General features: G+C 67.9%; 22 protein-coding genes. 9 read left to right on the top strand and 13 right to left on the bottom strand.

What is annotated here, in order from left to right; genetic code table 11:
- Window positions 1–36 precede the first annotated feature (36 nt).
- Entirely contained in the window at window positions 37–207 is a 171-nt protein-coding gene (locus SI859A1_RS21080) for a DUF1328 domain-containing protein (protein WP_040325970.1), read from the top strand.
- A gap of 185 nt (window positions 208–392) precedes the next feature.
- Entirely contained in the window at window positions 393–1,787 is a 1,395-nt protein-coding gene (locus tag SI859A1_RS17470) for a uracil-xanthine permease family protein (protein WP_009211008.1), read from the top strand.
- Between the two features lie 21 nt (window positions 1,788–1,808).
- Here the strand turns inward: SI859A1_RS17470 and moeB are convergent, their stop codons facing one another.
- The 7 genes from moeB to mutM form a co-directional block, all read right to left on the bottom strand.
- Window positions 1,809–2,573, bottom strand: a complete 765-nt coding sequence (gene moeB, locus SI859A1_RS17465) for a molybdopterin-synthase adenylyltransferase MoeB (protein ID WP_009211007.1) — start codon at window positions 2,571–2,573, stop codon at window positions 1,809–1,811.
- Window positions 2,570–3,793 (bottom strand): DNA replication/repair protein RecF, encoded by a 1,224-nt coding sequence (gene recF / locus SI859A1_RS17460; RefSeq protein WP_009211006.1) that lies wholly within the window; start codon window positions 3,791–3,793, stop codon window positions 2,570–2,572. Before recF ends, moeB begins: the two co-directional genes overlap by 4 nt.
- Window positions 3,794–3,807: 14 nt before the next feature.
- Window positions 3,808–4,932 carry a DNA polymerase III subunit beta gene (gene dnaN / locus SI859A1_RS17455; RefSeq protein WP_009211005.1) on the bottom strand — a complete coding sequence of 375 codons (1,125 nt, stop codon included), beginning with the start codon at window positions 4,930–4,932 and terminating at the stop codon, window positions 3,808–3,810.
- A 176-nt stretch (window positions 4,933–5,108) separates the two neighbouring features.
- Window positions 5,109–6,695 carry a chromosomal replication initiator protein DnaA gene (gene dnaA, locus SI859A1_RS17450; RefSeq protein ID WP_148234007.1) on the bottom strand — a complete coding sequence of 529 codons (1,587 nt, stop codon included), beginning with the start codon at window positions 6,693–6,695 and terminating at the stop codon, window positions 5,109–5,111.
- The gene (locus SI859A1_RS17445) at window positions 6,695–7,129 is read right to left on the bottom strand and encodes a rhodanese-like domain-containing protein (protein WP_009211003.1); all 435 of its coding nucleotides are present in this window, start codon (window positions 7,127–7,129) and stop codon (window positions 6,695–6,697) included. Before SI859A1_RS17445 ends, dnaA begins: the two co-directional genes overlap by 1 nt.
- 712 nt (window positions 7,130–7,841) lie before the next feature.
- Window positions 7,842–8,111, bottom strand: a complete 270-nt coding sequence (rpsT, locus tag SI859A1_RS17440) for a 30S ribosomal protein S20 (RefSeq protein WP_024349544.1) — start codon at window positions 8,109–8,111, stop codon at window positions 7,842–7,844.
- Between the two features lie 224 nt (window positions 8,112–8,335).
- On the bottom strand, window positions 8,336–9,229 hold the full coding sequence (mutM, locus tag SI859A1_RS17435; RefSeq protein ID WP_009211001.1) for a bifunctional DNA-formamidopyrimidine glycosylase/DNA-(apurinic or apyrimidinic site) lyase: 894 nt from the start codon (window positions 9,227–9,229) through the stop codon (window positions 8,336–8,338).
- 144 nt (window positions 9,230–9,373) lie between these two features.
- Here mutM and ubiE point away from each other — a divergent pair, with 144 nt between their 5' ends.
- From ubiE to dut, 4 genes are all read left to right on the top strand, one after another.
- Window positions 9,374–10,153 (top strand): bifunctional demethylmenaquinone methyltransferase/2-methoxy-6-polyprenyl-1,4-benzoquinol methylase UbiE, encoded by a 780-nt coding sequence (ubiE, locus tag SI859A1_RS17430; protein WP_009211000.1) that lies wholly within the window; start codon window positions 9,374–9,376, stop codon window positions 10,151–10,153.
- 21 nt (window positions 10,154–10,174) lie between these two features.
- The gene (gene ubiB / locus SI859A1_RS17425) at window positions 10,175–11,761 is read left to right on the top strand and encodes a 2-polyprenylphenol 6-hydroxylase (protein WP_009210999.1); all 1,587 of its coding nucleotides are present in this window, start codon (window positions 10,175–10,177) and stop codon (window positions 11,759–11,761) included.
- Between the two features lie 142 nt (window positions 11,762–11,903).
- Window positions 11,904–13,121: a bifunctional phosphopantothenoylcysteine decarboxylase/phosphopantothenate--cysteine ligase CoaBC gene (gene coaBC, locus SI859A1_RS17420; protein WP_040325969.1), complete on the top strand. Its 1,218-nt coding sequence runs from the start codon at window positions 11,904–11,906 to the stop codon at window positions 13,119–13,121.
- Window positions 13,118–13,570, top strand: a complete 453-nt coding sequence (gene dut, locus SI859A1_RS17415) for a dUTP diphosphatase (RefSeq protein WP_009210997.1) — start codon at window positions 13,118–13,120, stop codon at window positions 13,568–13,570. The genes coaBC and dut overlap by 4 nt, the downstream gene beginning before the upstream one ends.
- 16 nt (window positions 13,571–13,586) lie before the next feature.
- Here the strand turns inward: dut and SI859A1_RS20490 are convergent, their stop codons facing one another.
- Complete coding sequence (locus tag SI859A1_RS20490; RefSeq protein ID WP_050767578.1) at window positions 13,587–14,408, bottom strand: GGDEF domain-containing protein; 822 nt, start codon at window positions 14,406–14,408, stop codon at window positions 13,587–13,589.
- Between the two features lie 256 nt (window positions 14,409–14,664).
- Here SI859A1_RS20490 and cysK point away from each other — a divergent pair, with 256 nt between their 5' ends.
- Both cysK and SI859A1_RS17400 read left to right on the top strand, forming a co-directional pair.
- Entirely contained in the window at window positions 14,665–15,666 is a 1,002-nt protein-coding gene (gene cysK, locus SI859A1_RS17405) for a cysteine synthase A (RefSeq protein WP_040325968.1), read from the top strand.
- A 39-nt stretch (window positions 15,667–15,705) separates the two neighbouring features.
- A complete protein-coding gene (locus tag SI859A1_RS17400) occupies window positions 15,706–16,260 on the top strand; it encodes a DUF6653 family protein (protein ID WP_009210994.1) in 555 nt (184 codons plus the stop codon).
- A gap of 76 nt (window positions 16,261–16,336) precedes the next feature.
- On the opposite strand, the gene rpsU is transcribed toward SI859A1_RS17400, so the two are convergent.
- From rpsU to SI859A1_RS17375, 5 genes are all read right to left on the bottom strand, one after another.
- Window positions 16,337–16,660, bottom strand: a complete 324-nt coding sequence (gene rpsU, locus SI859A1_RS17395) for a 30S ribosomal protein S21 (RefSeq protein WP_009210993.1) — start codon at window positions 16,658–16,660, stop codon at window positions 16,337–16,339.
- A 109-nt stretch (window positions 16,661–16,769) separates the two neighbouring features.
- The gene (locus SI859A1_RS17390; RefSeq protein WP_024349554.1) at window positions 16,770–17,018 is read right to left on the bottom strand and encodes a hypothetical protein; all 249 of its coding nucleotides are present in this window, start codon (window positions 17,016–17,018) and stop codon (window positions 16,770–16,772) included.
- 98 nt (window positions 17,019–17,116) lie between these two features.
- Window positions 17,117–17,329 (bottom strand): cold-shock protein, encoded by a 213-nt coding sequence (locus SI859A1_RS17385; RefSeq protein ID WP_024349555.1) that lies wholly within the window; start codon window positions 17,327–17,329, stop codon window positions 17,117–17,119.
- Between the two features lie 375 nt (window positions 17,330–17,704).
- Window positions 17,705–19,126 carry a cytochrome P450 gene (locus SI859A1_RS17380; RefSeq protein WP_148233885.1) on the bottom strand — a complete coding sequence of 474 codons (1,422 nt, stop codon included), beginning with the start codon at window positions 19,124–19,126 and terminating at the stop codon, window positions 17,705–17,707.
- 145 nt (window positions 19,127–19,271) lie between these two features.
- Window positions 19,272–19,709: an acyl-CoA thioesterase gene (locus SI859A1_RS17375; RefSeq protein ID WP_050767576.1), complete on the bottom strand. Its 438-nt coding sequence runs from the start codon at window positions 19,707–19,709 to the stop codon at window positions 19,272–19,274.
- 213 nt (window positions 19,710–19,922) lie between these two features.
- Between SI859A1_RS17375 and gyrB the strand changes: the two genes are divergently transcribed.
- The gene (gyrB, locus tag SI859A1_RS17370) at window positions 19,923–22,358 is read left to right on the top strand and encodes a DNA topoisomerase (ATP-hydrolyzing) subunit B (protein WP_009210990.1); all 2,436 of its coding nucleotides are present in this window, start codon (window positions 19,923–19,925) and stop codon (window positions 22,356–22,358) included.
- Window positions 22,359–22,517: the final 159 nt, after the last annotated feature.

Below are 22,517 nucleotides of genomic sequence, written 5' to 3'. Positions count from 1 at the left end.
TTTGTAAGCCAGGCAAACATCAAAGGAGTGCCAGCCATGCTGGGTTGGGCCGTTACGTTTCTCATCATCGCGCTGATCGCCGCCGTTCTGGGCTTCGGCGGCATCGCCGGCACCGCGATGGGCATCGCGAAGATCATCTTCTTCGTCGCAATCGTGCTCTTCGTCCTGTCGCTGATCTTCGGCGGCTTCCGTCGGCGCTCGATCTAGACCTGCTGCGCCACAAGGCGCCGGCATCCATCCATCTGAAAGGGCGGTGTCCGTGACGGGCGCCGCCCTTTCTGCGTGATGGCCATGGGCCTTGCGCCGTGCCCGTGGCATGCTTCCTGCTTCGGTTTCCCCATGCCCCTCGGGACGCAGGCGGGAGACAGGGGAATGATGACCGGAGCAGCGCGATGACGCAGAAAACGGCAGCCCCTCTTTCAGGCATGATCTACCGGCTGGAGGACCGCCCGCCGCCAGGCCCGGCCATTCTCGCCGCCATCCAGCATATCCTCGCCTCCATCGTCGGCATCGTCACGCCGGCGCTGATCATCGGCGGCGTGCTGGGGCTGGGCGAGCACATTCCCTATCTCGTCGCCATGTCGCTGTTCGTGTCGGGCGTCGCCACCTTCATCCAGTGCCGCCGCTTCGGACCGGTCGGCTCGGGACTGCTGTCGGTGCAGGGCACCAGCTTCGCCTTCGTCGGCGCGATCCTGGCGGCCGGCTTCGCGGTGAAGGGGCGGGGCGGCACGCCGGAAGACATTCTGGCGATGATCTTCGGCCTGTGCCTCGTCGGCTGCCTCGTGGAGATCGGCCTCAGCCGGTTCGTCGGCCGGCTGCGGCGCATCATCACCCCGACGGTGACCGGCATCGTCATCACCATCATCGGCCTCAGCCTGGTCAAGGTCGGCTTCACCGACTTTGCCGGCGGTGCGACGGCCGGCGACGCGCTGGGCGAGCCGGTCAATCTGCTGCTCGGCTTCATCGTCGTCGCGGCGATCCTCGCCCTGACCTTCCAGCGCAATCAGACGGTGCGGATCTCGGCGATCATGGCCGGGCTCGTCATCGGCTTCGTGGTCGCAGCGCTGCTGGGCAAGGTGGATTTCTCCAGCGCCGGCAGCGGGCCGCTGATCGCCCTGCCGATCCCGTTTCGCTACGGCATCGACTTCGATCTGGCGCTGTTCCTGCCGATCGCCTTCATCTATCTGATCACCGCCATCGAGACGACGGGCGATCTGACCGCCAATTCGATCATCGCCGGCGAGCCGGTGCGCGGCGATCTCTACATGGCGCGGATCAAGGGCGGCATTCTGGCCGACGGCGTCAATTCCGGCCTTGCGGCGGTGTTCAACACCTTTCCCAACACGACCTTCTCCCAGAACAACGGCGTCATCCAGATGACCGGCGTCGCCAGCCGACATGTCGGCATGATCATCGCCGTGATCCTGATTGTCCTGGGGTTCTTTCCGGTGATCGGCAACGCTTTCCTGCTGGTGCCGAAACCGGTGCTGGGCGGCGCGACGCTGGTCCTGTTCGGCACCATCGCAGTGGCCGGCATCCGCATCCTCGCCTCCGAGCCGATCGACCGGCGCAAGGCCTACATCATGGCCGTGTCCTTCGGCCTCGGCCTCGGCGTGACGCTGGTGCCGGACGCCACGCAGCACCTGCCGGACTTCATCCGCCAGGTCTTCGCGACGCCGATCACGCTGAGCGGTCTGTCGGCGATCATCCTGTCGCTGGTGATCCCGGAAGGAGACGATGCGGTGGCCGAGCCGGCAACGGCCGAGCGCCCGGTGCAACCGGCCTGAGGCCGCCGGGGACCGCCAGGCTCAGCCGGTCTTCGGCCGGCGGTAGCGGATTTCCTCGATCCGCATGGTCAGGAGATCGACCATCAGGAAGCGACCGACGAGCGGCTCGCCCATGCCGCAGATCAGCTTGATCGCTTCCGAGGCGGCGAGGGTGCCGAGGACGCCGGTGGTGGCGCCCAGAATGCCAGCCTCCGCACACGACGGCACCATGCCGGCCGGCGGGGCCTCGGGGAAGAGATCGCGATAGCCGGGATTGCGGCGGCCGTCGGCGCCGGTCGCATACGGCTTCAGCACGGTCAGCGACCCGGAGAAGCGGTTCACCGCCGCCGTGACGAGCGGGGTTTCGGCGGCTTCGCAGAGATCGGCCATGGCGTAGCGCGTGGCGAAATTGTCCGACCCGTCGATGACGAGGTCGTAGCCGGCGACGATCGCCGTGCCGGTCGCCATGTCGAGGCGCAGCGCGTGGGGCACCACCGTGACATGCGGATTGATGCCTGCCACGGCGTCCGCCGCGCTGTCGAGTTTGGAGCGGCCGACATCGGCGGTGCCGTGCAGGACCTGCCGCTGCAGGTTGGAGAGGGAGACGATGTCGTCGTCGGCAATGCCGATGGTGCCGACACCCGCGGCCGCGAGATAGAGGATGATCGGCGAGCCGAGCCCGCCGGCGCCGATCACCAGCACCCTGGCGCGCTTCAGCGCTTGCTGCCCGGCGCCGCCGACTTCCGGCAGGACGATGTGGCGGGCGTAGCGTTCCAGCTCGTCGGGGGCGAGGGGAGCCTGGCTCATGGCGACGTCTCCGGTGATGCGCCTTCGATGCGTGCGGGATCGGCCGGGCGGACCGTGCCGCCCGACACCTCCATGATCTGGGCCCGATCGCCCAGGGCTGCAAACAGGCTGGCGTCGGTGCCGGTCATGAAGGCCTGCACGCCGAGCTCGGCGATCAGGTCGAACAGGGCGGCGCGCCGGCCCGGATCGAGATGCGCGGCGATCTCGTCGAGGAGCAGCAGCGGCGGCAGCGACGACATGGCGGCGACCAGCCGGGCATGGGCGAGGACGAGGCCGATCAGCAGCGCCTTCTGCTCGCCGGTGGAGGACAGCGCCGCCGGCATCGCCTTGGCGAGATGGGTGACGGAGAGCTCCGCCCGGTGGGCGCCCTCCAGCGTGCGGCCGGCGGCCCGGTCGCCATAGCGCGCCGACCGCAGCCGCATGCGCGCCTCGTCCTCGACATCCGCGGAGGGACGGGCGAGGTCGAGGCCGTCATAGCCCGATGTCAGCTCGAGCCCGGCGCTGGGAAAGGGCGAACCGGCGCCGGTCCGGGCGATCATGCCGGCCAGCATGCCGACGAGTTCGGAGCGGGCGAGCGCCATGGCGATGCCGAGCTCGGCCATCTGCGCCTCGATGCCCGACAGCCAGGAATCGTCCAGCCGGTTGTCGGCGAGGAGGCGGTTGCGCGAGCGCACGGCGCGCTCGTAATCGGCGGCCCGGCGGCCATGGGTCGGATCGACGGCCAGCACCATGCGGTCGAGGAAGCGGCGCCGGTCGCCGGCCGGTCCGGTGAAGAGCCCGTCCATGGCCGGCGTCAGCCACAGGATGCGCAGGAGATCGAGCAGTTCGTCGGCCGATTTCGCCGCCGTCTCGTCGATCCGCACGCTGCGCGCCGCCGCGCCTGCCGGGTCGGGCATCATCTTGGTGGCGATGATGGTCTCGACCCCGAGGGAGGCGGCGTTGGCACGCACCGAAAAGCCGCCGCTGCCGCCCTTGCGCGCGACGTCCTGATAGGGCGCGCGGCGAAGGCCCCGGCCAGGCGTCAGGAGCGAGATGGCTTCGAGAAGATTGGTCTTGCCGGCGCCATTGTCGCCGACGAAGACGACGAAGCCGCGGGTGAAGCGCAGCGACAGCGTCTCGTAATTGCGGAAATCGGCCAGACGCAGTTCGTCGAGCCGCACCGCGGGCGGCGTCCGGCTGTCGGTGGAGGGGAAAACGGCGGCGTCCGGGCTCTGGTCCAAGCGCGTTGCGGCGGTCAGACCCGCATCGGCATCAGGACGTAGAGCGTCGCGTCGTCGCCGCCGTCCTTGATGAGGGTCGGGGAACCGGGATCGGCGAGCATGAAGACGGTCTCGTCGCCCGACAGCTGGTTGGTGATGTCGAGGAGATACTTGGCGTTGAAGCCGATCTCGATCTCGTCCGAATCGTAGCCGACGGCCAGTTCCTCGGTGGCCGTGCCCGAATCCGGCGAGTTGACGGTCAGCACCAGCTGCGAATCGGCGACGGCGAGCTTCACCGCCCGGCCGCGTTCCGACGAGATGGTGGAGACGCGGTCGACGGCCGCCGAGAAGGTCTGCCGGTCCAGCGTCAGCGCCTTGTCGTTGTTCTGCGGAATGACCCGCTGATAGTCCGGGAAGGTGCCGTCGATCAGCTTGGAGGTCATCACCACCGCGCCGATGGTGAAGCGGATCTTGGCGTCCGACAGCTCGACCGAGATTTCGGCCTCGTCATTGCTGTCGCCGAGGAGCTTCTGCAACTCGCCCACGGTCTTGCGCGGAATGATGATGCCCGGCATGCCTTCCGAGCCGGCCGGAGCCTTCTGGTCGGCCCGCGCCAGGCGGTGGCCGTCGGTGGCGACGGCGCGCAGCTGCAGGTCGCCGTCGGCCTCGATCGTGTGCAGGTAGATGCCGTTCAGATAATAGCGCGTCTCCTCGGTGGAGATGGCGAACTGGGTGCGCTCGATCAGCCGGCCGAGTTCGGCGGCCTTGAGCTTGAAGGCATGGCTGAGGGTGCCGGCGGTGATGTCGGGGAAGTCCGATTCCGGCAGGCACTGCAGCCGGAAGTTCGAGCGGCCCGACGAGACCGTCATCTGGGTGCCCTCGGCATTGGTGGCCAGGCTCACCTCGGCCCCGTCCGGCAGCTTGCGGACGATGTCGTAGAGCAGATGCGCCGGCACCGTCGTCGCGCCCTCCTGCTCGCCCGTCGCCGGTGCGCTCTCGGTGATCTCCAGGTCGAGATCGGTCGCCTTCAGCCGCAGGCCTTCGCCTTCCGTCTTCAACAGGACGTTGGAGAGGATCGGGATGGTGTTGCGGCGTTCCACGACACGATGAACGTGCGCCAGGGACTTGAGGAGGTTCGAACGTTCGATGATGATGCGCATGACGAAGCCGTTTGGTTCGGGCAGGCGCCGCAGGAGACGGCACCCGTTCCGGGGTCCGATGGTCTTAGAGATTTGGAGGCCGCTTGGAAAGGCCGGACCGCGCGAGGCTGGGCGAGCCAGAGCCGGGGAGGCCCGCGGACCGGCGGCGCCGCTTGACGGCGCCGCGCCGGGGCGGCCTACTCCTCGATCATACGCCGGATGATGTCGAGCTCCTCGGACAGCTTGTCGTCCTTGGCCCGCTCGCCCTCAATCTTGCGAACGGCATGGAGCACCGTCGTGTGGTCGCGGCCGCCGAAGCGCCGGCCGATTTCCGGCAGCGAGCGGGGCGTCATGGTCTTGGCGAGATACATGGCGATCTGGCGGGGCCGCACGATGGTCCGCGTACGCCGGGCCGACAGGATATCCGTGCGCGTCACATTGTAGTGGCGCGAGACGAATTTGAGGATGTCCTCGATACGCACCCGACGCTCGCTGTTGGCGCGGGTGAGCTGGCTGAGGAGATCGTCCAGATGCTCGGCCGACAGCGGCTGGCCGAGCGAATGGCGAAAGGCGATCTGGTTGAAGGCGCCTTCCAGGTCGCGGCCGGAGCCGGCGACGCGCTGGGCAATCGTGTCGATGACGCCGTCGGGCATGTCGAAGGAGGGATCCTCGGCCCGCATGGCCGCGGCGCGGGTGCGGATGATCGAGCGACGCATCTCGTAGTCCGGCGCCGCCAGTTCCAGCGTGATGCCGTTGGACAAGCGCGAGCGGACCCGCGGATCCAGTGATTCCAGCTCCATGGCCGGGCGATCTGCGGCGCAGATCACCTGCTTGGCGGAATCGATCAGCGCGTTGAGGAGATGGCAGAACTCCTGCTGGATCGACTTGCCCTGCAGGAACTGGGTGTCGTCGATGATCAGGATGTCGATGCCGCGCAGGGTCTCCTTGAGGTCGAGCGCGCGGTTGTCGCGGATCGCGGTGGCGAAGCGCCACATGAAATATTCCGCCGTCAGATAGACGACGCGCGGCTTGTCCTCGCGGCGAATCGCGGCGTTGGCGATCGCCTGCAGCAGATGCGTCTTGCCCAGCCCCACGGCGGCGTGGATGAACAGCGGGTTGAAGCGCACCGACTGGGGACCGTTCTCGGCGATGGCACGGCCGGCGGCGAGGGCGACGCGGTTGGAACTGCCCTCGACGAGAGTGTCGAAGACGTAGCGCGGGTCGAGCGGCGAGCCGAAGGTCGGCGTCGGGGCGGGCGCCGCATCGAACATCTGCCGGGCTTCGGCCGGGGCGGCGCTGCGCGCGGCGCGGCTTTCGCCGATCTGCGCGGCGGGACGCGGGGCCGCTGCCCTGGTCCGGGTGGTCTCCGGCTGCTCGGCGACACGGGGCTGGCGGATGGTCACGCCGCCACCGCGCACGGCGCTGCGCACGGCGATGTCGACGCGCAGGGTGCCCGGCACTTCCTCGCGGAAGATCTCGGTCAGGAGCTCATGATAGTGCGACTGGATCCAGCTGCGCAGGAAGGCGGTCGGCACGGTGATGCGGCAGACGCCCTTGCCCGGCGCCTCGAGCTTCATGCGCTGGAACCAGCTGGCGAAGATGTCCTGCCCAAGCTGCGCCTTCAGACGGGCATTCACCCGCTCCATGATGTCCGCAGTTCCTGTGCCGCCGCTCGCCATGCCCGCCCCGCAATCGTTCGTGTTGTCTTTCGTCACCCGGGCGGCGTCATGCCGTCCGGACCAGATCGGCAGCGTGTCCGCCGATCGTCCTGCGCCCTGCTGCATCACTTCTGCACCCACGGGAGACCCTCCGCTTTCCAGCCAGCCTTGCGTCCGCGATGGGCTTCCTCGTCCGGCGGGCCCTCGAAGCCGTCCAGGACGTTGAAGCAGTGGGTGTAGCCCGCCCCGGTCAGCGCCACGGCGCTGGCGATGGAGCGGACGCCCGAACGGCAGAGGAAGAAGACCGGCGTGTCACGCGTCCCACCTTCGCTCTCGATGCGCCGGGCAAGCTTGGCGGCGAAATCCGGATCGACGGCCATGGAGGGGAAGCTCTGCCATTCCTGCAGGATCGCCGCCTTGCCGAGGGGGGCGAGCTGCGGGACGCCGACATAGCTCCATTCGGCCACGGTGCGCACGTCGACCAGAACCGCGTCCGGCGTGTCGGCGAGCGTCGCCCAGCATTCCTTCGGCGTGACATCGCCCTTGTATTCACCGTTCATGCAAAAGCTCTCCTGCGCTCCGGCCCATCGTTGGGCAGAAGTCAGCCGCACCCGCGGCGTGGGAGCGCCGGGATCGACTACGAATAAATTGTGGAAGGACGGATTTAGACTCTAGGCGAGATGGGGCCGCGCCGCTGGCAACTCGAACCGTGACCGAATGTTCTGGATAAGTTCGGTTGTCCCCGCACTTCGTCTTTCCCCGCACTTGTTTCGAGGAGGAAAATACGAAACGCGACAGCTTCGGGCAAGGCTCGCAAACCGTGAATCGCAATGCGAGCACCCCCAGTGTGGCAGACTCGTCCCGCGTGAATCATTGCCCATCAGGGTAAACACCAGTGGTTCTGGTGACTTGGCTCCCAAGCAGCTTTTGAGCGCATCGGGCAAAAGATAAAAATGAAAAAAGTAAGGCAGTCCGCTTGACTCAAGGGCCGCCGAAACTCGCCTTAGCCGGCTGTTTTATGATGCTCACTGACCTTCTGCAAGGCACTGGAATCGTTCGCCAAAACCACGCGATGGAATCGCGGCGGGCAATCGGCAGGTTTGCGCGTGACGAATCGATGACGGGTGAGCCGCGGACCCTGCAAAGGCGCCGGGAATCACTCCAGATCGCCATGGCCGGGTCCGGAATCAAAAAGGCCCGGCGGTTAAGCCAGGCCTTTCGGAAAGGGTCTGAAAGGGCGGGATGCGCCCCTGTCAGTGTATGCGACGAGCCTCAGGCTTCGCCGAGGGCCTTCACGCGATGCGACAGGCGGGAGATCTTCCGCGATGCCGTATTCTTGTGGAAGATCCCCTTCGAGGTCGCGCTCATCATCACCGGCTCGGCGGCGAGGAAGGCGGTCATCGCGGCGGTCTTGTCGCCCGATGCAATGGCTTCCTCGACGCGGCGCAGGTAGGTGCGGACCCGGCTGCGGCGAGCGGTGTTGACGGCAGTGCGTCGCGCGATCTTCCGCGCCGCTTTCTTGGCCGAAGGGGTGTTGGCCATGTTCGTCTCTCTCTGTCTGTCGCGACGATGCGCTTGTGTCGGTAAACTGCGGTTTGATCGTGCCGGGCGGCAAAGGGTGCACGCTGCAGCACGAAGAAACGGGCCGCACCATGGGTGCCGCCGAATTCAGAGCCTCTATAGGCAAGAGCGTTCGGCGCGTCAAGACAAAGTCGGAACCCGGCGGGCATTGCTCTTCGCGTCGCCGCACCGTTACGGACGCGACCCTAGCGTTGGCAGACCAGGCAGAAGAAGGTCGAGCGTCCCGACTGGACGATCCGCCGGATGACTCCGCGGCAGCCCGCGTGCCGGCACGGCTCATGCTCGCGGTCATAGGCGGCGAAGCTGTGCTGGAAATAGCCGAGCGAGCCGTCGGCCTGCCGGTAATCGCGCAGCGACGAGCCGCCAGCGGCGATGGCGTCGGCGATGGTCTCGCGGATGTTCAGCGCCAGGAGGTCGAGGCGCTGGCTCGGGCGGCCGCCCTTCTTCACCAGCGTTCCCGCCGCGCGCCGCGGCGACAGGCGCGAGCGCCACAGCGCCTCGCAGACATAGATATTGCCGAGGCCGGCGATGATGCGCTGGTCGAGGAGCACCGCCTTGAGCGGCGCCGCCCGTCCGGCGAAGGCCGGGGCCAGCGCCGCGCCGGACAGGCCGTTGCCCGTCGGCTCGATGCCGAGGCCGGCAAAATGCGGATGGGTCTCCATCTCGGCCCGCGCGATCAGCGTCATGTAGCCGAAGCGCCGCGGGTCGTTGTAGATCACCGCGGCCGGCTGGCCGTCCCCGGTCGTCACGTCGAAGCGCACATGGTCGTGGAGACGGGCGGTGGAGCGCGGGTGGTGGAAGACGCCCGGCAGGCTCTCGCCCTCCGGACCCTCGATGCGGAACGAGCCGGACATGCCCAGATGCATGGCAAGGACGAGGTCGCCCTCCATCTCGGCGACGAGATATTTCGCCCGCCGGCCAAGCGCCGTGATGCGCCGGCCGGTGACCCGTTCGGCGAAGCGTTCGGGCAGCGCAAACCGCAAATCCGGCCGCGCCAGATGCAGATGGGTGATGCGCGCACCCTCCAGGACGGGCTGCAGGCCGCGGCGGACCGTCTCTACCTCTGGCAATTCCGGCATATTCGATTAAGTCCCGAACCGTTGGGCCATCCGTGCGGTGCGCCCGCCGAACCCAGCGTGCTTCGCCGATGACGCGTCGCATGCCGGGATCGTCCGTCCCTATATCCGCATCGAAGCGATGCGATGCAATGAAGGTGCCGCCCCATGTCGCGAACGCGTGTGACCGGAGCCGAAGCGATGGAGACGGCCTACGGCTTTTCCACGGTCACCGGCCGGGAAGAGAAGCAGGCCCGGGTCAATGACGTCTTCCATCGGGTCGCCGAGCGCTACGACCTGATGAACGACCTGATGTCGGGCGGCCTCCACCGCGTCTGGAAGAACGCGATGGTGGCCTGGCTGTCGCCGCCGCACCGGGCCGGCTGGAACTTCATCGACGTGGCCGGCGGCACCGGCGACGTCGCCTTCCGCATCACCGAGGCCTCGCGCCGGCGGGCCAGCGGCACGGTGCTCGACATCAACGCCTCGATGCTGGGCGTCGGCGCGGAGCGCGCGGTCAAGCGCGGCCTCGACGAGAATCTCGTCTTCGTGGAGGGCAATGCCGAGGAGCTCAAGCTGCCCGACGCCGGCTTCGACGCCTATACGATCGCCTTCGGCATCCGCAACGTGCCGCGCATCGACGCGGCGCTGGCGGAGGCCTACCGGGTGCTCAAGCCCGGCGGGCGCTTCATGTGCTTGGAATTCTCGGAAGTCGACATGCCGATCCTCGACAAGATCTACGAGCAATGGTCGTTCAAGGTCATCCCGCGCATCGGCGAGACCGTCGCGCGCGACCGCGAATCCTACGAATATCTGGTCGAGTCGATCCGCCGCTTCCCGAACCAGGCCAATTTCGCCTCCGCGATCCGCGCGGCCGGCTTCGAGCGTGTCTCCTATCGCAACCTGTCGGGCGGCATCGCGGCCATCCATTCCGGCTGGAAGCTCTGATCTGAACGAACGGAGCCTCTCTTGGCCAATCCCGTCACCGGCACCCTTGCGCTTATCCGGGCCGCCTATGTTCTTGCCCGCGAAGGCGTCGTCGGCTCGTTCCCGGGCGAGGGCCTGCCACCCGGCCCGGCGCTGCTGCACCGCCTTGCGCGGCTGATCGAACGCGGCTCGGCCGAAGACCGGCCGCGCTCCGACAACCTGTCGCGGGCGCTGAACCGGCTCGGCCCCTCCTACGTCAAGCTCGGCCAGTTCCTGGCGACGCGGCCCGACCTCGTCGGGGCGGCGACGGCGCAGGAACTCGGCCAGCTGCAGGACAAGGTGCCGCCGTTCCCGCGCGAACAGGCCGTGGCCGAGATCGAGACGACCCTCGGCCGTCGGATCGACGACCTGTTCATCGATCTCGGCGAAGTGGTGGGCGCCGCCTCGATCGCGCAGGTCTACAAGGCCCGCATCCGCAACGAGGACGGCAGCGAGCGCTTCGCCGCGGTCAAGGTGGTGCGGCCGGGCGTGCGCATCCGTTTCCTGCGCCAGCTCGAGACCTTCGCCTTCATCGCCCAGTTCCTGGAGCGTTACGTGCGCTCGTCGCGCCGGCTCCGGCCGGTCGCCGTGGTCGAGACGCTGGCCCAGTCGACCCGCATCGAGATGGACCTGCGGCTGGAGGCGGCGGCCTCGTCCGAAATGGCCGAGAACACCGCCGACGATCCCGGCTTCCGCGTGCCGCGCATCGACTGGGAGCGCACCGGCCGCGACGTCCTGACGATGGAGTGGATCGACGGCATCAAGATGAGCGATGTCGCCGGCATCGTCGAGGCCGGCCACGACACCAAGCAGCTCGGCGTGATGATCGTGCAGTCCTTCCTGCGCCATGCCATGCGCGACGGCTTCTTCCATGCCGACATGCACCAGGGAAACCTGTTCGTGGCGCCGGACGGCGCCGTCGTCGCCGTCGACATGGGCATTGTCGGGCGCCTGTCGGACGAGTCCAAGCGCTTTCTGGCCGAGATCCTCTACGGCTTCATCCGGCGCGACTATCGCCGCGTTGCCGAGCTGCATTTCGAGGCGGGCTACGTGCCGCGCGGCCAGGACGTGGCGAGTTTCGCCCAGGCGCTGCGGGCGATCGGCGAGCCGATCTACGGCCAGCCGGCCGAGACCATCTCCATGGGCCACCTGCTGTCGCTGCTGTTCGAGGTGACCGAGCTCTTCGACATGCGGGCGCGCCCCGAGCTCGTGCTTCTGCAGAAGACCATGGTGGTGGTCGAGGGCGTCGCGCGCTCCTTTGATCCGAAGTTCAACATGTGGGTGGCGGCCGAGCCGGTGGTCTCGGAATACATCCTCACCGAGCTCGGCCCCGCGGCCAAGCTGCGCGAGGCGCGCCGGGGTGTCGATTCGCTGTTCCATCTCCTGCGGCGCACGCCGGAATTTGCCGGCGGGCTGGAAATCCTCGCCCGGCAGATGCCGGACCTCATCGAGAAGGGCATCCGCCTCGACGACGAGACGCTGAACAATCTGGCGACGGACAAGCGCTCCAGCGTGATCCTGCGCCTGATCGCCCAATGGATCATCGCCCTGTCGCTGATGACCATCGCGCTGGGCTACACCTTCGGCTGAGACCGGCCCGCCGGCATGTCGGCCGGCGGCGCCTTTGTTGCTCCGGTGAGCGGCGGCCGCTAGACACGGGGCCGTGGAACAGCGTCTTTCGCGAGGCAGGCATGGCGACCGCGACGATCGGGATCATTCAGGCGGAGCCGGCATGAGCGGCCTTTCGGGCAAACGGGTGCTGCTGATCATCGGCGGCGGCATCGCGGCCTACAAGTCGCTCGACCTGATCCGCCGCCTGCGCGAGCGCGGCGCCGCGGTGACGCCGGTGATGACCGGGTCTGCCGCCGAATTCGTCACGCCGCTTGCCGTCGGTGCCCTGTCGGCCGCCAAGGTCTTCTCCGATCTCTTCGACCGCGAGGACGAGCACGATGTCGGCCATATCCGGCTCGCCCGGGAGGCCGATGCGATCCTCGTCGCGCCGGCCACGGCCAATCTGATGGCCCGCGCCGCCAACGGCCTGGCCGACGATCTGGCGACGGCGATCCTGCTGGCCGCCCGCGCGCCGATCCTGATGGCGCCGGCGATGAACCCCGCCATGTGGAACCACGCCGCGACCCGTCGCAATCACGCGACGCTGATCGCCGACGGCGTGCGCTTCGTTGGGCCGAATGCCGGCGAGATGGCGGAAGCGGGCGAGGCCGGCACCGGTCGCATGGCCGAGCCGACCGAGATCGCCGACGCGCTGGAAGCGATGCTGGACGTCGGGCCGAAGCCGCTGGCCGGCCGGCGGGTCGTCGTCACCTCCGGGCCTACCCACGAACCGATCGACCCCGTCCGCTACATCGCCAACAGATCGTCGGGACGCCAGGGCCACGCCATCGCCGCGGCACTGGCCGAACTGGGCGCCGAGGTGACGCTGGTCAGCGGCCCGGTGACGCTCCCCGATCCGGCCGGCGTCGCCGTCGCCCATGTCGAGACCGCCCGCGAAATGCTGGGGGCGGTCGAGGCCGCGCTGCCCGCCGATGCGGCGATCTTCGTGGCCGCCGTCGCCGACTGGCGGGCCGAGGCCGAGACGGCGCGCAAGATCAAGAAGACCGGAGGCGGACCGCCGGCGCTTGCCCTGACCGAGAATCCCGACATCCTGGCGACCATCGGCCATGCGCCAAACCGGCCGAAACTGGTCGTCGGCTTTGCCGCCGAGACTGACGATCTTCTCGCCAATGCCCACGGCAAGCTCGCCCGCAAGGGCGCCGACGCGATCGTCGCCAACGACGTGTCCGCCGGGACCGGCGTCATGGGCGGGAGCGCCAATACGGTCCACATCGTGACGGCGGCCGGTGTCGAGGCATGGCCGAAGATGGACAAGACGGAGGTGGCCAGAAGGCTGGCCGCCTGGGTGGCCGACCGCCTGACGGGAGCGGCCGCATGAGCGTGCCGACCATCGCGATCCTGCGGCTGCCCCACAATTCCGACCTGCCGTTGCCGGCCTATGAGAGCGCCGGAGCGGCGGGCGCCGACCTGCGCGCGGCGGTGACGGGGGAGATGGTGCTGGCGCCGGGCGAACGCCGGCTGGTGCCGACCGGCCTCGCCTTCGAGATTCCTGAAGGCTTCGAGGTGCAGATCCGGCCGCGCTCCGGCCTTGCCGTGAAGCACGGGGTGACCGTGCTGAACACGCCGGGCACGATCGACAGCGATTATCGCGGCGAGGTGCAGGTGGTGCTGGTCAATCTGGGGAGCGAGCCCTTCGCGATCGCGCGGGGCGAGCGGATCGCCCAGGTGGTCGTCGCGCCGGTGGTGCAGGCGACTTTCACAGAGCGGGCGAGCCTGTCGGACAGCGCCCGCGGCGCCGGCGGCTTCGGCTCCACGGGCCGCAGCTAGGCGGACGGCGCCAGCGTCAGCGGGCGGGCAGGGCGGTCAGTCGGGCGGCCTGCTGGTTTTCCTGCTGCCGGTCGGCCTGCAGATAGCGGCGGCCGTGGGCGGCGACCGAGGTGATGGTCGTGCGGTTCCGGCCGGTGCGCTTGGAATGGTAGAGATTGACGTCGGCCGCGCCATAGACCCGGTCGAAGAGCTGCGGCGTCGTATAGAAGGCGCCGCCGATGCTGACCGACAGGCGGGCGCTCTGCTTGCCGTCGCTGACACTCAGCTTGCCGATGCTCAGCCGCAGGCGCTCGGCGACGGCCTTGCCCTGTTCGAGGCTGGTGCAGGGGAAGGAGATGGCGAATTCCTCGCCGCCCAGGCGCCCGACCGCATCGGAGCCCCGCATCGACCGCTTCAGCGCGCCGGCGATGGCCTTCAGCGCCTTGTCGCCGGTCGGATGGCCGAGGCGGTCGTTGATCCGCTTGAAATGGTCGGCATCGATGATGAGCAGCATCAGCCCGGCATATTGGTGGTCGCCGAGCGCCGCCATGTGCCGGCGGATGATCGTGTCGAAGCCCGGACGGTTCAGCACGCCGGTGAGGCGGTCGGTCGTTGCGGCCCGCTGCAGGCCGTCATTGTGCTGCATCAGCCCGGTGAGGCGGACGACGAAATAGATCGCATAGGGCACGGCGCTCAGAATGGGCACCACGACGGCAAAGCCGAGCGCACGGTTCAGCGCGGCCTGGCCGACGCCGTCGAAGATGTGGAAGGCGGCAACCACCGACAGCAGCGTCATGGCCAGGAGCAACAGGACGAACTCGCCGAAAATCGTGCGAATGTGCTGAAAGGTGCGTGCCATGCGCAATCTCGTTTCGTGCAAAGGGCGCGAGGGACCCGCCGTGATCCGCCATACTGGTTGGGGCGGCCTAAGAGAGGGTAAAGAATTGGTTGCAAATTGCATGGATCGGCCGGCTCCGGCCTAGCAAGCTATTCCGGCCAGACCGCCGGCTTTGGATTGTCAGACCTCAAAACCGCGCGCGATCCGGCATAGGTTAGGCACGATGACCGGGCGCGAAGTGAATGAACGCCGGGCCGCGACAGGGAAGGAGACCATCATGGACAAGGTAGTGAAAGAGGGCGCCGCCCGGACCCACGGGCGCGGACGCATCTACGATTCCATCGCCGACACCATCGGTGACACGCCGATCGTCCGGCTGGACAAGCTGGCGAAGGAAAAGGGCGTGAAGGCCAACCTTCTCGCCAAGCTCGAATTCTTTAACCCGATCGCCAGCGTCAAGGACCGCATCGGCGTCGCCATGATCGAGAAGCTCGAGGCCGACGGCCGGATCACGCCGGGCAAGACGACGCTGATCGAGCCGACATCGGGCAATACCGGCATCGGGCTCGCCTTTGCGGCCGCGGCCAAGGGTTACCGCCTGATCCTGACCATGCCGGAGACCATGTCGATCGAGCGCCGCAAGATGCTGCGCCTGCTGGGCGCCGATCTGGTGCTCACCGAGGGCGCCAAGGGCATGAAGGGCGCCATCGCCAAGGCCGGCGAGCTGGTGGCCGAAATTCCCGATGCGGTGATGCCGCAGCAGTTCGAAAACCCGGCCAACCCGGAAATCCACCGCGTCACCACCGCCGAGGAAATCTGGAACGACACCAAGGGCGAAATCGACGTGCTGGTGTCCGGCATCGGCACCGGCGGCACGATCACCGGCGCCGGCCAGGTGCTGAAGCAGCGCAAGCCCGGCGTCCGCATCGTCGCGGTCGAGCCGGAAGCCTCGCATGTCCTGTCGGGCGGCGATCCCGGCCCGCACAAGATCCAGGGCATCGGCGCGGGCTTCGCGCCGGCGATCCTCGACCGCGAGGTCTATGACGAGGTCGTGCAGGTGACCAATGACGACGCCTTCGAGATCGCCCGTCTCGTCGCCCGCATCGAGGGCGTGCCGGTGGGCATTTCCTCCGGTGCGGCGCTCTCGGCGGCGATCGCGGTCGGCCAGCGCCCGGAGATGGCGGGCAAGAACATCGTCGTGATCATCCCGTCCTTCGCCGAGCGCTATCTGTCGACGGCGCTGTTCGACGGTCTGGGCGAGGAGGACGGCGCGAAATAGCGCCGGACCCCTCCGCCGTTCGGCCGACGGGAGGGCGCCATGGATGTCTTCGCGCTGGCCGAGCGGGCGATGCGCATGGACGAGGAGAGCTGGGCCCGCCATGCCAATCCTTGGAGCGTCTGGACCCGGGCGGCGATCCTGCCCGTGCTGGTCCTGGCGATCTGGAGCCGCGTCTGGATCGGCTGGTGGGCGCTCGCGCCGGTCGCGGCCCTGGCGGTCTTCGCCATGGTCAATCCGCGGCTGTTTCCGCCGCCCCGCGATCCCGACAACTGGGCGTCGCGGGCGACCTTCGGCGAGCGGGTCTATCTGAACCGGAAGGCGGTGCCGGTCCCGGACCACCATCGCCGGGCCGCGACGATCCTCACATCGATCACTGCCGTCGGGGTCCCCATCCTGGCCTATGGCCTGATCCGGGGCGAGGCGACCGCCACGATCGCGGGGCTGATCATCGCGGAGGGCGGCAAGCTCTGGTTCGTCGACCGCATGGTCTGGCTCTATGCCGACATGTGCGAAGTCTCGGACGAATACCGCCGCTGGCTGGAGCCGAAGTCGGACGCGCGGCGGCCGCAATCGCAGGATGCGTCAGGCTGCTAGAGGAGCCCAGACACAAAAAAGCCCGGCGGATCGGATCCGCCGGGCTTTTCTGCTCTCGAGGAGCGAATGGGTCGTATCAGTACTGCGAGGTCGCGGAAGCCGGACGCGGTGCACCGGCTGCGCCGTTGGCACCGGCGCCTGCGCTCGGTGCGCCCGGGCGAGGTGCGCCGGGACGGATCTTGCGCTTCGGACCGGGCACGAGGCCTTCGCGCTGCGCCTGCTTGCGAGCAAGCTTGCGGGAGCGGCGGATCGCCTCCTGCTTCTGCCGAGCGCGTCGCTCGGACGGCTTCTCGTAGGCGCGACGCGCCTTCATCTCACGGAAGACGCCTTCGCGCTGCAATTTCTTCTTCAGCGCCCGCAGGGCCTGATCGACATTGTTGTCTCTGACGTCGACTTTCAAAACGACTCCTTCCATCAGTTGATGGGCCACGGGCCATTTCCCTGCCTCGCGGGGCAGGTGGTGGCCGGGCCTCGGAATTGATCGGCGACCGAGTCGGTCTGCCAACCGGCTATTTAGCGCGCGCCGTCGGCTTTGTCGTCTTGGCCTTCGCCTTCGACGCCTTCGCCTCTGCCTTGGTCGGCTCAGGCGCTTCGGCCGCATCCCGCTCCATGCGGAGCTTCTTCAATCGTGCCGTCTTTTCCTGGACGGCCAGGCTTTCGGCAGCGATGATTCCAATCGCGGAGCCCTTGGCCGGTCGTTCCGGCGGTCCGGACAGTGCCGCTTCGGCGCGTTCACGCGCCTTCCTGGAATTTTCCATCGTCACCTTCTTCCGCCGTTGTTCGCCACCAAACGCCGCGAACCCATGCGAAACAGTAGAGACCGGCAGGCCAGAAGCCCGCCGGTCACATCATGCAATCAGGCGCGCTGAACGTTGACAGCCTTCGGGCCCTTGCCGCGGGTGTCCGGCTCGGTGTCGAAGCTGATCTTGTCGCCTTCGTTCAGGGAGGAGATGCCCGCGCGCTCGAGAGCGGAGACGTGAAGGAAGACATCCTTCGCGCCGCCTTCCGGGGTGACAAATCCGAAACCCTTGGCTTCGTTGAAGAACTTTACGGTGCCGGTCTGGCTCATGGTATTACCTTTCGTCGCTGCCCTGTGGGCGATCGTCTGAAGTGTTCTCGCGACGCGATTGACTTCTTGAGTGGTGTGGACACGGCATGCCGCCGCGGCCGGAGATTCGGAACTTCACAAGGGTTACGGCGAAAGGTTTGGTTCTCGTCGCGCTGGTCGCGCCAATGCGCTACCAAGCGAACCGCCGTTTTACGGTGGCGGAACGTCTGCCAGACTCCGGGTCTGCAAATACCCGAACTGATAGTATGGGCTTTCACGCGCCCGAACGCAAGCGCACTGTCGCCCGAATGGGCCGTCACCGCCCCGTCGGCAGCCCGCAAGCCCCTGCCAGGCAGGCCTCGGCGGCCGGAATCGTCCCGGCCGCAACTGGTCCCGTCAGCCTGCCAGGGGCGCCGGCGTCCGGCGGCTGACCCTGAGCGGCAGTCCGCCATTCGGCTGCACGGTGATGCGCTGCACCACCTCCGGCGGCGCGGCCTCCTCATAGTCGAAACGCAGGCCCCGCAGGAGGCAGGCGAGGGCGATGACGCCTTCCATCAGGGCGAAGCTGGCGCCGATGCAGACCCGCGGGCCGACCCCGAAGGGCAGATACTGGTAGCGGTCGAGCGCCTCGCGATTGCCGGGCAGGAACCGGCTGGGGATGAAATGGTCGGGCCGGTCCCAGAGCATTTCATGGCGATGGATCAGCCAAGGCATGACCAGCACCGTCGCGCCGGCGGGAATCGCCACGTCGCCGACCCGGTCCGGCGCCAGCGCGGTGCGGTTCAGCGAGGGCGCCGGGGGATAGAGCCGCAGCGATTCCTCGAAGACGGCCCGCGTATAGGGCAGCCGCTCCAGCCATTCGCTCGGATGCGACAGGGTCGGCAGGATTGTGTCGAGCTCGGCCTCGACGGCGGCGCGCTCGGCGGGCGCCTGGCTGAGGAGATACAGCGTCCAGGCCAGCGACCGCGCGGTGGTCTCGTGGCCGGCGCCGATGAAGGTGATGATGTTGTCCTCGATCTCGCTGGCCGACAGGCCGTCGGTCTTGACCAGCAGCGTCAGGAGATCGTTGGGCGCGCCGTCGGGATCGCGGGCGATCTGCTCGCGGCGGCGGGTGATGGTGCGGGCGATGAGGCCGCGGAAATAGTCCATCGACTTGCGGCCGCGCATCCGGCGCAGGCGCGGCAGGAAGGCCGGCGCGCCGAGGAGGTCGAGCGGGTCGACCCGTCCCATGGAGCCGAGAAAGTCGCGGGTCGAGCGGGCGAATGTCTCGCCGTCATCGGCGATGTCGTCGGTGAACAGGGTCGCCTGCAGGATGTCGAAGGTCAGCAGCGTCATCTCGTGGCTGCCGTCCACCATGCCGCCGGCGCGCGCGGCGAGGCCGTCGGCGAAGCGCTCGGACCGGTCCTGCATGGTTTCGGAGAAGCCGGCCGTGTGGCGCGGCGTGAACACCGGCGCGATGGCCTTGCGGGTGCGGCGCCACAGGGCGCCCTCGGCGGTCAGGAGCCCGTCGCGCAGGAGCGGCCGCAGGATGCGCTGGCGCAGCGGCTGCATGACGTAGTTTTTCGCGTTCTCCACCAGGCAGTGGCGGACGCCGGCCGGGTCGTTGATGACGATGTTCGGCACGCCCAGCCACTTGCCGACGATATAGGGCTCCTTGAACGCCCGCGTGCCCCAGATCTCGATGGGATTGCGCGAGGCCGTCGTCAGGAAGCCGAAGAAGCCGAGCGGTATCGCGTTGGGCACCGGGGCCGGGGCGCGGAACGGCCGCACCGGCGCGGCGGACATGGCCTGGGCTGGAGCGGTCAGGGTATCGGACATGAAATGGCGACTCGCCGCAGGAGAGAAGGGTCGCGATTGCATATGGGTGGCGGCGATTGCCGCGTCGAGCGGCGCAATCGTCGCGGGTGGCGCCGATCACGGTCGCTTTTGCCGCCGACGGCTGCCGGCAGGGCAGGGCGTCCGGTCAGGCGTCGGCGGGGCTTGTGCGGACATGGGCCGCGAGCCGGCCGCGCATGTCGTCGGGCAGCGGCGTCGAGCGGCGGGTGGCCTCGTCCATCAAAACGATCACCGCGGCGGCGCTGGCGCACAGGACGCCATTCTGGAAGACGCCCTGGCGCAGGCGGATCGAGCTGTTGCCCAGGCCCTCGACCGCCGTGCCGATCTCGACCTCGCCCGGCCAGTTCATCTCGCGCCGGAAGTCGATGGCGATCTGCGCCAGGACGAAGGCGGTTCCGGCCGGCGGCGGCGCCTCGCCGGCATGCAGCACTTCCACCCGGCCCGTCTCGAAGAAGGTCGCGTAGACGGCGTTGTTCACATGGCCCTGGCGGTCGGTGTCGCCGTAGCGCAGCTTGTCGCGGGTCCAGAAGGTGAAGCTGTCCCGCATCGGGTCGTTGGAAGGCATGGATCGGTCCCTCACGGCGAAGATTGCAGCGGAAGCGGAGGCGCGGCACGGGTCGCGCGGCCGGCCAGGCGTTGCGTTCGCGCCGCATTCCGGCCCGCCGCTGGGGGTAGGGCCGGCAGGCGCTTTCGTCAATGAAGGAGAGACCCTATATAAAAGAGTGAATTTTGGCCGATTCGCCCTCCCCGGGCGCGCGGCTCGAGACCAAGGACCATCATGTCAGCTATCCCCGAGACCGATCCGCTTGCCAATCCCGAATATGGTGCCGATTCGATCAAGGTCCTGAAGGGGCTGGACGCCGTGCGCAAGCGGCCGGGCATGTATATCGGCGACACCGACGACGGCTCGGGCCTGCACCACATGGTCTACGAGGTGGTGGACAACGCCATCGACGAGGCGCTGGCCGGCCATGCGACCCATGTCACGGTCACGCTGAACCCCGAAGGGTCGTGCACCGTGACCGACAATGGCCGCGGCATCCCGACCGACATCCACACCGGCGAGGGCGTTTCGGCGGCCGAGGTCATCATGACCCAGCTGCATGCCGGCGGTAAGTTCGACCAGAACTCCTACAAGGTGTCCGGCGGCCTGCACGGCGTCGGCGTGTCGGTGGTCAACGCGCTGTCGGTCAAGCTGTCGATGAAGATCCGGCGCAAGGGCAAGATCCACGAGATGTCGTTCACCCACGGCGTGCCGGACGGCTCGCTGGAGGTGACCGGGGACGCCGGCGACGAGACCGGCACGGCGATCACCTTCCTGCCCTCGACCGACACCTTTCAGGGCGTCACCGAGTTCGACTACGGCACGCTGGAGCACCGGCTGCGCGAGCTGGCCTTCCTGAATTCGGGCGTGCGGATCATCCTCACCGACAAGCGCCATGCCGACGAGAAGGTCACCGAGCTGTTCTACGAGGGCGGCCTGGAAGCCTTCGTCCGCTATCTCGACCGCGCCCGCAAGCCGCTGATCCCCGAGCCGATCGTGCTCTACGGCGAAAAGGACGGCATCGTCGTCGAGGCGGCGCTGTGGTGGAACGACAGCTACAATGAATCCGTCCTCTGCTTCACCAACAACATTCCGCAGCGCGACGGCGGCACGCACATGGCGGGCTTCCGCGGTGGGCTGACCCGGCAGGTGACCGGCTATGCGGAAACCTCCGGCGCGCTGAAGCGCGAGAAGGTGACGCTGACCGGCGACGATTGCCGCGAAGGCCTGTCCTGCGTGTTGTCGGTGAAGGTGCCGGACCCGAAATTCTCGTCCCAGACCAAGGACAAGCTGGTCTCCTCGGAAGTGCGCCCCGTCGTCGAGAGCCTGGTCAACGAGACCCTGTCGACCTGGTTCGAGGAGCACCCGCAGGAGGGCAAGGTGGTCATCGCCAAGGTGGTGGAAGCCGCCTCGGCCCGCGAGGCCGCCCGCAAGGCCCGCGACCTGACCCGGCGCAAGGGCGCGCTGGACATCACCTCGCTGCCCGGCAAGCTGGCCGACTGCCAGGAGCGCGATCCGGCGAAGTCCGAGATCTTCATCGTCGAGGGCGACTCGGCCGGCGGCTCGGCCAAGGGTGCGCGCTCGCGCAAGAACCAGGCGATCCTGCCCCTGCGCGGCAAGATCCTGAATGTCGAGCGCGCCCGCTTCGACCGCATGCTGGGCTCCGACCAGATCGGCACGCTGATCACGGCACTGGGCACGTCCATCGGCAAGGACGAGTTCAACATCGAGAAGCTGCGCTACCACAAGATCATCATCATGACGGACGCCGACGTCGACGGCGCCCATATCCGCACCCTTCTGCTGACCTTCTTCTTCCGGCAGATGCCGGAGCTGATCGAGCGCGGCTACATCTACATCGCCCAGCCGCCGCTCTATAAGGTGACGCGGGGCAAGCAGAGCCAGTATCTGAAGGACGAGAAGGCGCTCGAGAACTACCTGATCGAAGGTGGTCTCGACGATGCCGGGCTGACGCTTGCCCATGGCGAGGTCCGCACCGGCCGCGATCTGCGCGGCGTCGTTGAGGACGCGCTGCAGGTGCGCCAGGTGATGAGCAGCCTGCATTCGCGCTACGACCGCAGCGTCATCGAGCAGGCCGCCATCGTCGGCGCCCTGTCGCCGGAGATGGCCGACGACGCGGCCAAGGGTCCGCAGATGGCCCAGCGGATCGCCGAGCGGCTGGACGACGTGGCCGAGGAAACCGAGCGCGGCTGGTCCGGCGAGGCGGTCGACGGCGGCTATCGCCTGATGCGCACCGTGCGCGGCGTCTCCGAGGTGCAGACGATCGATGCGGCGTTGATCAATTCCGGCGACGGCCTGCAGCTGAACCGCCTCGCGGGGCGGCTTGCCGAGATCTACCAGGGCCTGCCGGTGCTGCGCCGGCGCGATACCGAGCGCGAGCTCACCGGACCGCTGGAGCTTCTGACCGCAGTCTTCGAGGTCGGCCGCAAGGGCCTGACCCTGCAGCGCTACAAGGGTCTGGGCGAGATGAACCCGGAGCAGCTCTGGGAGACGACGCTGGACCCGGAAGCCCGCACCCTGGTGATGGTCAAGATCAACGATGCCACCGACGCCGACCAGCTGTTCTCGCGGCTGATGGGCGACGAGGTCGAGCCGCGCCGCGAGTTCATCCAGGAACACGCCCTGCAGGTCGCCAATCTGGATATCTGAAGCGTCCGCGACCGGTTTTGCACCGGTCGCGTTTCGCGTCTGATGATTCGCGTGGCGGCAGACGCTCTGCGGGGCGGGCGTCCGTTCGTCGGATGTGCCGTCTCGCCCGGGCCGGTTGAGCGCGTCGTCGGCGACCCTACATCCTTTGTACAACAACAG

The sequence above is a fragment of the Aurantimonas manganoxydans SI85-9A1 genome, assembly GCF_000153465.1.
In the GTDB taxonomy this organism is placed as follows: domain Bacteria; phylum Pseudomonadota; class Alphaproteobacteria; order Rhizobiales; family Rhizobiaceae; genus Aurantimonas; species Aurantimonas manganoxydans.
Note: the sequence above shows the minus strand (reverse complement) of the source record. Positions and strands in the feature narration are given on the sequence as shown.

Excerpts from the sequence above, each read along its gene's own strand:
- SI859A1_RS21080 (WP_040325970.1), top strand. The coding sequence starts at position 37 with ATGCTGGGTTGGGCCGTTACGTTTCTCATCATCGCGCTGATCGCCGCC.
- SI859A1_RS17470 (WP_009211008.1), top strand. The coding sequence starts at position 393 with ATGACGCAGAAAACGGCAGCCCCTCTTTCAGGCATGATCTACCGGCTG.
- moeB (WP_009211007.1), bottom strand. The coding sequence starts at position 2,573 with ATGAGCCAGGCTCCCCTCGCCCCCGACGAGCTGGAACGCTACGCCCGC.
- dnaN (WP_009211005.1), bottom strand. The coding sequence starts at position 4,932 with ATGCGCATCATCATCGAACGTTCGAACCTCCTCAAGTCCCTGGCGCAC.
- dnaA (WP_148234007.1), bottom strand. The coding sequence starts at position 6,695 with ATGCAGCAGGGCGCAGGACGATCGGCGGACACGCTGCCGATCTGGTCC.
- SI859A1_RS17445 (WP_009211003.1), bottom strand. The coding sequence starts at position 7,129 with ATGAACGGTGAATACAAGGGCGATGTCACGCCGAAGGAATGCTGGGCG.
- rpsT (WP_024349544.1), bottom strand. The coding sequence starts at position 8,111 with ATGGCCAACACCCCTTCGGCCAAGAAAGCGGCGCGGAAGATCGCGCGA.
- mutM (WP_009211001.1), bottom strand. The coding sequence starts at position 9,229 with ATGCCGGAATTGCCAGAGGTAGAGACGGTCCGCCGCGGCCTGCAGCCC.
- ubiE (WP_009211000.1), top strand. The coding sequence starts at position 9,374 with ATGTCGCGAACGCGTGTGACCGGAGCCGAAGCGATGGAGACGGCCTAC.
- coaBC (WP_040325969.1), top strand. The coding sequence starts at position 11,904 with ATGAGCGGCCTTTCGGGCAAACGGGTGCTGCTGATCATCGGCGGCGGC.
- dut (WP_009210997.1), top strand. The coding sequence starts at position 13,118 with ATGAGCGTGCCGACCATCGCGATCCTGCGGCTGCCCCACAATTCCGAC.
- SI859A1_RS20490 (WP_050767578.1), bottom strand. The coding sequence starts at position 14,408 with ATGGCACGCACCTTTCAGCACATTCGCACGATTTTCGGCGAGTTCGTC.
- cysK (WP_040325968.1), top strand. The coding sequence starts at position 14,665 with ATGGACAAGGTAGTGAAAGAGGGCGCCGCCCGGACCCACGGGCGCGGA.
- SI859A1_RS17400 (WP_009210994.1), top strand. The coding sequence starts at position 15,706 with ATGGATGTCTTCGCGCTGGCCGAGCGGGCGATGCGCATGGACGAGGAG.
- SI859A1_RS17390 (WP_024349554.1), bottom strand. The coding sequence starts at position 17,018 with ATGGAAAATTCCAGGAAGGCGCGTGAACGCGCCGAAGCGGCACTGTCC.
- SI859A1_RS17385 (WP_024349555.1), bottom strand. The coding sequence starts at position 17,329 with ATGAGCCAGACCGGCACCGTAAAGTTCTTCAACGAAGCCAAGGGTTTC.
- SI859A1_RS17380 (WP_148233885.1), bottom strand. The coding sequence starts at position 19,126 with ATGTCCGATACCCTGACCGCTCCAGCCCAGGCCATGTCCGCCGCGCCG.
- SI859A1_RS17375 (WP_050767576.1), bottom strand. The coding sequence starts at position 19,709 with ATGCCTTCCAACGACCCGATGCGGGACAGCTTCACCTTCTGGACCCGC.
- gyrB (WP_009210990.1), top strand. The coding sequence starts at position 19,923 with ATGTCAGCTATCCCCGAGACCGATCCGCTTGCCAATCCCGAATATGGT.